Genomic DNA, 11,863 nt, shown 5'->3' on the forward strand with positions numbered 1-11,863 from the left:
GCGCGCCCCTGCCCGCGAGCTGCAGGCGTAGTTGGCGCGAGCCCGATCCGCTGCCGCGGGTGTAGCTGTGCCAGCGACTTACTCCGGTGCCTGTAGGGGTAGCGGGCCGCGGACGGTGATGCTGGTCAGGCCGTAGCGGAAGCCGAGGTGTTCGTTCAGCGCCCGCATGTTGGCGTTGCCCTCTTGGGTCCACGTGTAGATCTCGGTCAGCCCGTTCTCGGCGGCCCACGCGGCGCTCGTCCGCTTCAGCGTTGACGCGACACCCTTGCCACGCCAGTCCCGCCGTACGGCGGTGTAACCAACCTCGGCGCGCTGCGGCTGATCGGGATCCGGGATCAGCCCGGCGAGACCGATCACCTCGTCACCGTCGATCGCCAGGAACATCGCCGCCGGATCGTTGATCCACTCAGTGGCCCACTCCTCGGGCGACACCTGCATCGGCCAGGCCAGGTCCATGTCCGGGAACGTCGGCAGCGCGACCTGCTCATACGCCTGCGCCCACAGCTCCGGCCGCTCCGCCACCGACACGATCCGGTACGCCGTGGGTGCGGGCGGCCGCGGTTCGTCGCCGATCGCGCGGAGCTGCTCGACCTGCCGCCCGGTCTCGGTGAACCCGAACCGCTGGGCGAACACGAAGGACCCCTCGTCGTCGACACTGGTCCCGCCGAACTCGTAGCCCTGGGCAACGGCATGGTCGACCAGCGGCCGCAGTATCGCCGTACCCACACCTTGACGGCGAGCTTCCGGACGGACACGCGCTGCGACAACAGCACGGCCGGCCTCCGACGAGCGATCGGCCATGCCGTGCCCGACGACCTTCCCGTCCACCTCGGCCAGGAGCAGCAAGCGCACCGGGCTCTCCAACTCACGCAACTCCGCCACGCTCGGGCAGCGCTCGTACGGCATGGCCGCGATGCGCACTTCCCGCCAGGCCTCGTAGTCCGCGTCGGTCAGCACCGGCCGAATATCCACCATGCTGACGGTTCTATCAGGGACGGGCCGCCGGTGGCAGCAGGTTTTCGTCGGCGACCGCCCAGTCGGCCGGCGCCGGGCCGAGCTGGTCAAGCTCGTCGAGCTGCAACTCGGCCCACGGGGACAACCCCGGTACGGCGCGGATCTCGGACCACTCGATCCAGCGGTACGCCGCGACCTCGGCCGGAGCGGGTTCCGGGTCGCCGGACCAGCGGACCCGGTAGACCGGGCAGACCTCGTTCTCGACCATCCCGTTCGGCATCTCGGCGCGGTACCGGAACTCGGGCAGCACGAGCTCGGCCGTACCGTCACTGATCCCGAGCTCGTCGGACAGCCGCCGTACGACGGCGTCCTCGATCGGTTCACCGGGCAGCGGGTGCCCGCAGCAACTGTTCGTCCAGACACCAGGCCAGGTCGGTTTGCCGAACGCGCGCTGGGTGATCAGCACCCGGCCGCGGTCGTCCACGACATAACTGGAGAAGGCCAGATGTAAAGGGGTGTGGGCATGGTGGACCGTCGCCTTGGCCTCGGTCCCGATCGACCGGCCCTGTTCGTCCAGCAACACCACCAGCTCCTGCGTCACCCCACGAGGGTATGCGGATATCGCCTGCGGGGCCGAATGCGTGCGTGTTAGGTTGGTGGCGTGATTATGCGAGGCGTGGCGTATCGACCGGCTCTGGGAGGAGCCGGCGTTCGGTAGTACCCACCTCGCTCCATCCAGAGCCTCCTCTTCTGTTGCCGGAGGCGCTGTCGCTGGGTGTCTCCATTCATTCTTCTTCTTGGAGCACCCTTATGAACGATCCCCTGACCGTGATCGGCCGATTACGCCGTACGACCGATGCCATCATCGGCGAAGCCGACCTGTGTGAACGCCTGGCCGCTGGTCGGCCGCTGCGGATCAAGTACGGCGTCGATTTGACCGCGCCGGACCTGCATCTCGGTCATGCGGTCAACCTCTGGATGATGCGCCAACTCCAGGACCTCGGCCACCAGGTCGTCTTCCTGCTCGGCGACCTCACCACCCGCGTCGGCGACCCGACCGGCCGCTCGGACACGCGTCCGGTGCTGACCCCTGAAGAGATCTCGGCGAACGCTTCGTCGTTCCTGGAGCAGGTTTCTTTGGTCCTTCGGACTGAGCCTTCGGTCTTCGAGGTGCGGCGGAATTCGGAGTGGTACGACGGGATGCGGATCGCGGAACTGCTCGGGTTGTTCGGGCAGGTGACACAGGCGCAGCTGATGAGCCGGGACATGTTCCGGGCGCGGGTCGAGGCCGGGCGGGAGATCGGCGTACATGAGTTGGTGTACCCGGTGTTGCAGGGGTACGACAGTTTCGCGATGCGGAGTGATTTGACGATCGTGGGGTCGGATCAGCTGTTCAATGAGCAGCTGGGTCGGCACTTCCAGCAGCGTTTGGGCATGCCGCCGCAGGTTGTCATCACCACGACGATCACGCCGGGTCTCGATGGGCGCGCCAAACAGTCGAAGTCCTTGAACAACTACATCGGTCTGACCGATACGCCGCAGGACAAATTCGGCAAGCTCATGAGCATCCCGGACGAACTGGTCGAGCCGTACGCCCACGTCTACACCGAACTCCCCCTCGAAACCGTCGCCGCCCTAGCCGCCTCAGCCGAAGCCGGCGGCCCCGCAGCCCGAGACGCCAAACTCCGCCTGGCCGCGGCCGTGGTCACGCGCTACCACGGAGCCGGAACCGCCCGCACCGAGCTGCAGTCCTTCCAACAGACCTTCACCCACCGAACCCAACCCACCGAGATCCCCACTGTCGTCCTGGACCACCCCGTAACCACCGTCCTAGACCTCCTAGCCGCCGTCCGCCCGTCCGAAACCCGCTCGCAACTCCGCCGCCTGATCCACCAAGGCGCAGTAACCATCAACAACACCCGAGCCACCGACCCCACCCACCCGGTCGACCCCGCAACCCCACTAGTAATCCGCTCCGGCCCCCGAACCTGGCACCAAATCCACCCCACCCCCTAACCACCCACCGCCCCCACTCGCACGCACGGTGGCTCCACTCGCAAGCGCGGTGGCCCACCCGCGACCGCACGATGGCCCCACCCGCGAGCGCACGATGGCTCCACTCGCGGGCGCACGGTGAACCCGCTCGCGAAAGCACGTGACTCCCCGCCGAGTGTGCAAACCGTGTCGCCGGTAAGCGCAATCCAGCAGCACGGTCCTTCCACTCACCACCGCCCCGCACGGTGGCTTCCCTCGCTAGCGCACAGTGGCTTCACTCGCGGGCGCACGGTCGCTTCGGTCGCGGGGCTCGCCACCTGGGCCGAGGGGTTCCACCGAGTGTGAGGAGAATGTCGCAGGCAATCGATATCCAGCGACACGGTCCACCCACTCGACGGCCGACTCCTCACACTCGCACGGTGGCTTCAGTCGCGAGCGCACGGTGGCTTCGGTCGCGGGGTGCGGTGGGTTCAGTCGCGGGGCATGGACACGGGGGCCATCACAACTGCAGGGTGCGGAGGTGGTCACGCGGGGGCGGGAGGATTCCGGGCGATTGTGATGGCGTCTGGGTCCGCCCTCAGGGCAGTTGGTTATGGGCTCCACCCGATCCGGTACGACGTTGAGCACGGGTCAGCCATTTGTGCGGCCGGAGGGTGGTTGAGGGGTGCTCAAGGTGTGGTGGGCGGGGCGACCTTGAGCACGGTTCGACCGTTTCGGTGGGCATCAGAAGGTTGGTGGGTGCACAAGGTGCGTCCCTGTGAAGCGCGCTCGGCGGCTCGCCGTTCAGGCCGGCCAGCTGGGCGGCCAGTTCGGGTGGCCGATTTGGCGGTCGGGTGGGGTGGGGCGCGGAAGAACTCGGCCGGGGACGTGGGCTGTGGCTGATCGGCGCTGCCGGCCGACTACAAGGACGGGTGGCTGGGCGCCGCGGTGGTGGAGGTGGATGGCGAGGCGGCGAAGTCGGCTTCACGTCGCCTGGGGTTGCCGGGCTGTGGTTGCTGTGCGGGAAGGAAACCGGCAACGGCGCGGTCCCATCCCCCTCAGCCATTCGTAACGTCCGACGATTCGGAGACCATGCCTGCAGGTCCTTCGGACGTTAGCCGGGAGCGGTGGCTCACGTCCGACGATTCGGAGAACGTGCCTGCGGGTCCTTCGGACGTTGGCCGGGAGCAGTGGTTCACGTCCGGCGATTCGGAGAACGCGCTTGCGGGTTCATTGGACGTTGCGGTGGGGCGGGATGGCGCAGAGGGGTGGGGGCCGCAGTACGGCGCGGCCTAGCTCCAGCGCTTGAGCAGGGGGCTTGCGGTCCGCCTCTCAGGTTGTCGGGGTTGCGGCGGAGGGCTCCGGTGCCGGGGTTGGGGTGGGCGTCGGCTCCGGGGTTGGGGTGGGGGTGAGTGTCGGCTGCGGGGTTGGCGTCGGCGTGGGCGTTGGGGTTGTTGGGGTGCTTGGGCGGGTTGGGGGCTGGTACGGGGGTTTGGGGGATTGTGGTTGTTGGGGTGGGGGTTTGAGGGGCGGGGGGAGGACGACTGGCGGGGTGACGGGTGGTGGGGTGATGGTGGGTTGGGCGGGGCGGGTGGGGGTTGGTGGTGTGGGGATGGGCTTGTCGGGGGTGCCCTTGTCGTCGGGTGGGGGCGGGATTACGCCTTCGGAGTCTGGGACTTGGACTGTTTGGCTGGTGTAGGACTGCATCCAGCGGAGGACTGTGGAGACGTACTCCATTGAGTGGTTGTAGCGCAGGACGGACCGCACCAGGGTTTGGGGATCGGCTAGGTTGGCGCCTCCCCAGCAGAGGTAGTTGGCGGTTGCGCGCGAGGCGTCGTAGATGTTGTGGGGGTCTTTCAGGCCGTCGGCGTTGCCATCGGCACCGAAACTCGCCCAGGTGCCGGGGATGAACTGCATGGGGCCGACCGCTCGGTCCCAGACCGGGTTGCCGTCGTAGCGGGCTTGGTCGGTGTCGGGGATGGCGGCCAGACCGGGGCCGCCGTTCAGGACCGGGCCTAGGATTCGGCCGCGGGTGTTGCCTTGGGCATCTACCTTGCCGGACCCTGCGTGGTCGGACTCGACCTTGCCGATTCCCGCCAGCAATGGCCAGGTCAGATGGCAACCCGGCAGCGCAACACTCACATCGAAAGCAACCCGTTGGTACGCCGCCAACACCGTCCCAGGGATTCCAGACGCATCACCCGCGATCCCCGGAATCGGCTGCACCGTTCCATCCGTCGTACCAGTCTCCGGTACGTCGGCCGGTTGCAGCACTGGCAGTTGACCGTCCACCCCGGGTCCCGGTGGCAGGTCCGCCGGCTGGTCGATGAACCCGGTCACCGCATGAGCATCGACCACCAACTGATTCGCAGCGCCACCACCGCCGGAGGCGATCACCAGCGCCATCAGTCCGAGCGGCGCCGCGCACGCCCAGCCCGCGATCAGTTTGATTCGCCACGTATCGCCCCGGGTGATCACCCGAACCGCCCTTCCACGTAGTCCGCCGTTCGCGAGTCCTCCGGGGTGGAGAAGATCTTCGTCGTCGGTCCGGATTCGACGATCACGCCCGGAGTCCCCTGCTCGGCCAGGAAGAACGCGCAGGTCTGCGACACCCGCGCCGCCTGCTGCATGTTGTGCGTGACGATCACGATCGTCACCTCGCGGCGCAGTTCATGGATCGTCTCCTCGATCCGTCGAGTCGACGTCGGGTCGAGTGCCGAACACGGCTCATCCATCAGCAGTACGTCGGGTCGCACGGCCAGCGATCGTGCGATACACAACCGCTGTTGCTGCCCACCGGACAGCGCCCCACCCGGTGAGCCGAGCCGATCCCGGACCTCCTTCCACAGCCCGGCCTTGCTCAGGCACTCCTCGATCAGCTCAGACCGTTCACTCCCCCGAACCCGCGTGCCGGTCAGCTTCAACCCGGCAGTGACGTTCTCCGCGATGCTCATCGCCGGGAACGGGTTCGGCTTCTGGAACACCATCCCGACCCGCTTGCGAGTGTCGGTGATCCGCCGTTCCGGCTCGTAGATGTCGTCGCCGTCGAGCAACACCCGCCCAGCCAGCGATGCACTAGGCACCAGCTCGTGCATCCGGTTCAGGATCCGCAGGAACGTCGACTTGCCGCACCCCGACGGGCCGATCAGGGCAGTGACCTGACCGGACTCCATCCGCAACGAGATGTCGGCCAGCACCTTGTGATTCCCGAACCAGGCCGCGACCCGGTCGCTCTCCAGCATGCTGCCGCCACTGACCGGCGGCAGCACGGTGGTCTCATCAGACGCCGCACTAGGAACGGCAGGCAGTACAGACGTCATGCGAGTCCTTCCGATCGAATAGAGCTGATACGAGCAGGCAGGTCAGCCACGGCGCCGGCCCCGACGCAGCAGCCCGACCAGATACGAACCACCGGCGGCCAGACCCCGCCGTACCGGATGTCCCGGCTGCGAGATCACCCGGATCCCCGGTGACGCGACTCCGGCCGCCAGGCCAGCGGCAAGCAACGCCGGCAACCCCCAAGCCAGCCAGCCGAGCGACTCACCGGTCGTGGCCGCGATCGGCTTCGTGCTGGAGTTGTTCACCGGCGGCTGACTACTCGGCCCACCAGACGGCGTACCCGGGCCTGGCGTGGGACTGGGCGTCTTCCCATCCCCAGGACCGTTCGGGTTCTTCGGTTCGTTGGTGTTGTGATGAGGTGAGTTCTTCGGCGGATCGTTCGGCGTCGGGTCCTTGGGATCGTCGACCGGGTCCTTCGGCGGAATCGGCGGCGTACCGGTCTGTGCCCCGACGGCATCGGCAACCCGGCCGGCCTGGTCGCGCATCTCCTGGGTCAGCGCGAGGTAGCCGTCCGGCAGCTGCCCGGCCTCCTGCCCCCACTGCTGCCCCTGCGTGCTGATCCACCGCAGGTTGTCCGCATACCGCTGAGCCAACGTGCTCGGCAGCGACGACGTCGGCACGGCCGCGTAGCTGATCATCGTGCCGGGGTAGCCGCGCTTGTCCATCGCGTCGTAGTCGAGCTTCCAGGTCCCGGAGTTCTTGTCCGGCTGCGCGCCATCCAACGCGTACCCCATCGACTCGACCGTCGGTCCGACGAACTCCCCCGCGCTGTTGCGCAGCTCAGCAGCCCGTACGCCGGTCTTCTCGAGCTCGGGCAATACCGAGAGCACGAAGATGTGTCGCTCACCGAAGTTCTGCGCGTTGTCCCGCTTCCCCGCGAAACCGCTCGTCGGCGTACTCGGGTCGCGCAACTGCGGGCTTTGGGTCAGCGGCCAGCCAGACATCGTGATGTCGGAACCGTTCGCCCACGAGTTCGTGTTCTGCGCCCAGAACGTCTGCGGCTGGAAGCCAGCCCAGTCACCACCGGTCTTCGGGATCTGCCAACCGTCGTTCAGGTTGTAGTCGTCGGTCGGCAGCTCCCAGCCGCGGTAGGTCTTATTGACCGTCATCCCCCACGGATCCGCCTTGCCCTGCAGGAAGGAACGCGCGGTCGGATCAGCCCAGATCCATCGAGTCAGCGCAAGGAACACGTCACTGCGAGCCGTCGGCATCGCCAGCTGAGTCCCCTCGGCCGCGTTGGCTCCGGCGTAACCGGCCGCCGCGGGATTGAGCTGCTGGAACTCGGGATCCTTGAAGATGTTCGCCGGGTTGCTGGCGGTGTTCGGATTCACCGGCAGCTTGTCGGTGTTCGGGCGGAACTTGCCCGGGTAGGACTGGGACAGCATCTTGGCCACCAGCCGCTGGTTGAGCTTCACATCGGTGACCTGGCTGAGGGTCCCGCCCTGGTTCTGGTCGACCGTGTAGCCGATGGCGAACCCGGTCGTCGCGATCGGCGCGTACCCGAGCCTGCGATCGCTCGACACCGGGTCGTCAGGCGACGCCGGCTCGCTCACCACCGCAGCATCCGCGGCGTACTTCGACGTCGAGGCGGGGTCACGCAAGCCTAGCTGACGCAGCGAGTCCGGTTCCCAGGCACGGGTGAAGTCCAGGGCGGCCGGGCTCTCCTTCTGGCAGCGAGCCGGCACCCAGCGGCGCATCGCCTCGGCAGTGAGTTCGGATCCGAGGAACTTGGCCTGGTCGGTGCGACCGATGCACTTGGGCAGGCTCGGGCTGAACGAGAGCTTAAAGACGTACCGCTCGTACCAGTTGGCCAGCAACTGCCAGTTGCCGATGCCGGCCTGGCCAACGGCCTTGGCGCAGTTGCTGATCGTCAACGGCGGCGCGCCCTGTTTCGCGTTCCGACAAGGACGCTCCCGCACTGGTACGACGACCAGGGAGCAAGGCGATGTGTCCGAGCACCCGAGTGACGGGTTCTCGACCGCCGTGTTGACCCAGGTCTGCACCTGTCCGGTGCCATCCGCCTGAGTCACTCCGCGCCGGAAGTTCCGCGTTCCCGGCGTGAAGTCGTCGATCGGTCCGAGCTTGTGCTCCAGGTCCGGCTCGATCAGCAGCGGCATGGTGTTCCAGAACCCGTTCAGGGCATTACGCCAGCCCTGGTACTGATCCTTCGTATCATCGGCCGAGTCGACCTTGCGGAACGGCACCGAGAAGAACGGACCGGCCGGCAGGGTCTTGGGCTGGCTGTACCAGTCCGACGTCTCGACCGGTGCGTAGTACGTCGCCTTGGCCTGCAGCTTGTTCGTGCCCTGCGCGTCGCCGTTGTCGGCGACCGAACCCATCCAGCAGTCCTCGCGACTCGGATTGGTGCCGCGGCACTGCATCACCACGACGGGGTAGATGAAGTTCGTCGGAGACCGGTCGAGGCCCTTCCACGACACCGACACCATCTGCCGGGTGAGGTTCCCGGTCTTCGATGCGGTGACACTGACGCCGTCCCGTTGCAGCGTCACCGGGTTCGCGGACGGTTCGGCGACCATGGCCGCGTCCGTCGGGTCCGGCGGCGGATCGTCGTCCGCGGCGACGGCTGGTCCGGGCACCACCGACAACAGCGCCAGCAGGCACGCACCCGCGATCATGGTGAGCTTCTTGGGCCTCACAGCATTCCTCCCTCTCAGTACCTGAACCCCGGTGGGCGCGGAAGCTCCGCACCCACCGGGGTTTGTTGCGTTTAGTGCGAAAGTCAGAGCACGCCGCAGGTGCCACCGTTGGCGGCGTCGCCCAGCGGCAGGAAGCCGTTGGCGGTCACGACGTCACCGGCCGTGGTGGTGGCCGGGTCGGTGTCGGCGTCCTCGCAGACGAACGGCGTACCGCCCAGCGAGGAGAAGCCCGAACCGTCACCGAAGACGTCGGCGAGGCCGGCCGGAACCGAACCGCTGACGGTCTTCACGACGTTGTAGAGGTTGCGGTCGTACGCCGCGGAGTCGGCGGCCGCGATGTCGCCGCGGACGGTGCCGCTCTTCTCCGTGGCGGTGAGCAGGTTGTAGCGGCCGACGGAGAACGGCGCGATCGCACCGGCGTTGGCCTTGATCAGGGTCGGGCTGTGCTCCTGCACCGGCGTACCGCCGACGTTGTCCTTGACGCAGGACGGGAGGCTGCTGGCGTTGATGCCGACCTGGGTGGCCCAGAAGGTGCGGGTCCCCGAACCGGCCTGCGGGATCAGCGGCAGGATGACCTGGTTCGGTCCGCCCACCTGGTTCCAGTTGGTGATGGTGCAGTTGTAGATGCCGGTCAGCTGGGCGTCGGTCAGCGAGGTGACCGCAGCGACGCCGCTGTGGGCGGCCCAGCGGACGCTGTCCTTGGCGAACGGCAGGAAGGCGAGACCGGCGCAGTCACCGGTGGCCGGGCCACGCGACGAGCGCGCCGCCGACACGTTGGCGTTCGAGCACAGCGCGGCGATACCGGCGCTGGAGCCGTTCGGCCGGGTGACGGAGGCGGTGCCGGAGCGCAGCACGATCGGCGAGGTGCCGGTCGCGTCCCACGAGGCGAGCTTGGCCGACGGGGTCGGCGTCCGGCCGTTGTAGACGGCGGCGAGGTCGTTCAGCACGTTCTCGCTGGTGTCCGAGCCGACCAGGACGATGTCGTTCGCGTCCGGCGTGAACGTCGGGTCCGCCGCAGCGGTCAGCGCGGAGGTGGCGACCAGCGCGACCGCGGCAGCGGCGATCGCGGTGGCACGGGCGGTACGGGTGAAACGCATTAGGGGAATTCCCTTCCTCACAAGCGTTTTCGCGACCTTCGTGAGGTCGCGGTGCCGGTTTGCGGTCACATCCCTAATTCATCGTGCCGGGGTCACCAGCAGGTCGCTGTTCGGTTAACCGGACATGACCCGCTGGCTAGCCGGAAACGTTCTCACTCTCAGCAGGGGAAGCTGATTCCCCACGCAATCGCGTTCAGGGCGTTCTGGCTGCCGGTCAGGCCGGAAGCCGGGTTGTAGGTGTCGGTCTTGTAGTCGACGTCGAGGTCGTCGGCGGTACCGCCGAAGCCGTCCGGACCCACGCCGTACAGGCCGGGGAAGTTGCCGTCGGCATCCATCAGGGTGGCGGTGGTACTCGCCGGGTCGGCCGGAGCGGCGCCGTACAGGGCACCGAGTTCGCGGCTGGCCAGGTTGCCCAGGGCGGTGCCGACGAACGCGATCCGGTCGGAGGTGGCGGTGAGGTAGGTGTTCAGGCTGAGCGGGCCGGTGGCCGCGCTGATCCGGTCGAGCTGGACGAGAGCGGTCTCCTCGTGGGCGAAGTTGCCCGGGTCGATGGACTGCGCGGTACCGATCCGGCCGATTCCGGACTCGGCGGTCTTGCCACCGATCACCACACGGCTCACGTTCGGGCTGCCGAAGGTGTCGGTGTCGTCGGCGCTGGTGCGGATTCGCACGTTGACGTCGTACCCGGCGCGGACGGCGTCAGTGCGCAGGTTCTCGCGGACAGTGGCCGTCGCCTTGGCGATCACGGCGGCCTCATCGGCCGCGGTCAGACCCCAGTTCGGCAGGTACGGCGTCAGTCCGGACAGCTGCCGTACTCCCGTACCACCGAGCGGCGCGAGGTCGATCGAACCACCGTCGAAGTCGAGGAACACCGTCTGCGGAGCGTCGTCGACGGCCGGCCGGGATACCCCGAGACTTAGGTCGTACGGGCCGAAGCCGTCGGTGACTGAGACGGCGTACCAACCGGCCTGGTCGGCGACGACCGCCAGGTCGACTGCACCGCGCGGAAGCGTGGAGGCGGCCGGCACCTTGCCGAGGCTGTGCAGATCGGTGCCCACAGCAACCGATCCGTTCGGCCGGATCACCGTCAGCCGGTCGCCGGATGCACCGAGCGCGGCGCCGAGGACATCGCCCTCGGCCAGCTTGACGGCGTAGAAGTCGCGGTCGATCGGAGCCGCGGCGATCAGGAGCTGGTAGGCGCCGGTGTCGGCACCGCCCAGACCGCTGCCTGAGTTCTGCGGGTCGGTCGGGAAGTCGCCAGCCGCACTCTTGCCCGCAACGGCCACGTAGTAGTCAGCAGTCGCGGTGATCGGGAACTGGAGCTTGCTGAGCGCACCGGCGCCGCTGTCGTCGTCAGACGCGAGCAGTTGGCCGGCCGCGTCGTACAGGCCGACGACGGTGTTGGTGGAGGCGGGCGAACCGTCGGTGCTGACGGTCAGCGTCTGCCCGGCCTGACCGGCTACCTGGTAGAAGTCGAAGTCATTGGTCTTGTCGCCGAGCGAGCCGTGCGGCCCGTCGCCGAGTGTCCCGCTGGTGGTCACGGCCCGGACTGCGCCGGTACCGATCCCGGTGGCCGTCGCGGATGCGATCGACCCGTTGTCCTCGTCACCGGCGGTCAATGCGACCGGGGCGGGCGAGAGGGTGCCGTGGACGGTCGCCGTACTGACGCCGTACAACCGCTCTGCAGTGGCCCGGCTGTCGTTCTCCCCCGCTGCCGTGGCCACTTCGTGCTCTTGGTGGTTGGTGGTGGTGACTACCGCGGACGAGACCCCCGGGGTGGTGGCTAGCAATGCAGCGATCAGCGCCGCGCCGACCACTGTCCGGTGGATTCGTGCGTTCATC

At 67.9% G+C, this 11,863-nt stretch carries 8 protein-coding genes; 1 reads left to right on the top strand and 7 read right to left on the bottom strand.

Features of this window, described 5'->3' with window-relative positions:
• Positions 1-78: 78 nt before the first annotated feature.
• Both ACFTSF_RS18795 and idi read right to left on the bottom strand, forming a co-directional pair.
• Positions 79-975, bottom strand: a complete 897-nt coding sequence (locus ACFTSF_RS18795; RefSeq protein ID WP_380154958.1) for a GNAT family N-acetyltransferase — start codon at positions 973-975, stop codon at positions 79-81.
• Positions 976-988: 13 nt separating this feature from the next.
• On the bottom strand, positions 989-1,555 hold the full coding sequence (gene idi, locus ACFTSF_RS18800) for an isopentenyl-diphosphate Delta-isomerase (protein WP_380154959.1): 567 nt from the start codon (positions 1,553-1,555) through the stop codon (positions 989-991).
• A 209-nt stretch (positions 1,556-1,764) separates the two neighbouring features.
• Here idi and tyrS point away from each other — a divergent pair, with 209 nt between their 5' ends.
• Positions 1,765-2,970, top strand: coding sequence for a tyrosine--tRNA ligase (gene tyrS, locus ACFTSF_RS18805; protein WP_380154960.1), 1,206 nt, complete (start codon positions 1,765-1,767; stop codon positions 2,968-2,970).
• Between the two features lie 1,290 nt (positions 2,971-4,260).
• Here tyrS and ACFTSF_RS18810 read toward each other — a convergent pair.
• The 5 genes from ACFTSF_RS18810 to ACFTSF_RS18830 form a co-directional block, all read right to left on the bottom strand.
• Complete coding sequence (locus tag ACFTSF_RS18810; protein ID WP_380154961.1) at positions 4,261-5,406, bottom strand: lytic transglycosylase domain-containing protein; 1,146 nt, start codon at positions 5,404-5,406, stop codon at positions 4,261-4,263.
• The gene (locus tag ACFTSF_RS18815; protein WP_380155292.1) at positions 5,403-6,170 is read right to left on the bottom strand and encodes a phosphate ABC transporter ATP-binding protein; all 768 of its coding nucleotides are present in this window, start codon (positions 6,168-6,170) and stop codon (positions 5,403-5,405) included. Before ACFTSF_RS18815 ends, ACFTSF_RS18810 begins: the two co-directional genes overlap by 4 nt.
• 120 nt (positions 6,171-6,290) lie before the next feature.
• Positions 6,291-8,924: a hypothetical protein gene (locus ACFTSF_RS18820; protein WP_380154962.1), complete on the bottom strand. Its 2,634-nt coding sequence runs from the start codon at positions 8,922-8,924 to the stop codon at positions 6,291-6,293.
• 83 nt (positions 8,925-9,007) lie between these two features.
• Complete coding sequence (locus ACFTSF_RS18825) at positions 9,008-10,021, bottom strand: PstS family phosphate ABC transporter substrate-binding protein (RefSeq protein WP_380154963.1); 1,014 nt, start codon at positions 10,019-10,021, stop codon at positions 9,008-9,010.
• 158 nt (positions 10,022-10,179) lie between these two features.
• Positions 10,180-11,862, bottom strand: a complete 1,683-nt coding sequence (locus tag ACFTSF_RS18830) for a PPC domain-containing protein (protein ID WP_380154964.1) — start codon at positions 11,860-11,862, stop codon at positions 10,180-10,182.
• Position 11,863: the final 1 nt, after the last annotated feature.

The organism is Kribbella sp. NPDC056951 (genome assembly GCF_042674205.1).
Classification (GTDB): Bacteria; Actinomycetota; Actinomycetes; order Propionibacteriales; family Kribbellaceae; genus Kribbella; species Kribbella yunnanensis.

Bases quoted from the DNA above. Each gene is read 5' to 3' on its own strand.
- ACFTSF_RS18795 (WP_380154958.1), bottom strand. From the start codon at position 975: ATGGTGGATATTCGGCCGGTGCTGACCGACGCGGACTACGAGGCCTGG.
- tyrS (WP_380154960.1), top strand. From the start codon at position 1,765: ATGAACGATCCCCTGACCGTGATCGGCCGATTACGCCGTACGACCGAT.
- ACFTSF_RS18815 (WP_380155292.1), bottom strand. From the start codon at position 6,170: ATGCTGGAGAGCGACCGGGTCGCGGCCTGGTTCGGGAATCACAAGGTG.
- ACFTSF_RS18825 (WP_380154963.1), bottom strand. From the start codon at position 10,021: ATGCGTTTCACCCGTACCGCCCGTGCCACCGCGATCGCCGCTGCCGCG.
- ACFTSF_RS18830 (WP_380154964.1), bottom strand. From the start codon at position 11,862: ATGAACGCACGAATCCACCGGACAGTGGTCGGCGCGGCGCTGATCGCT.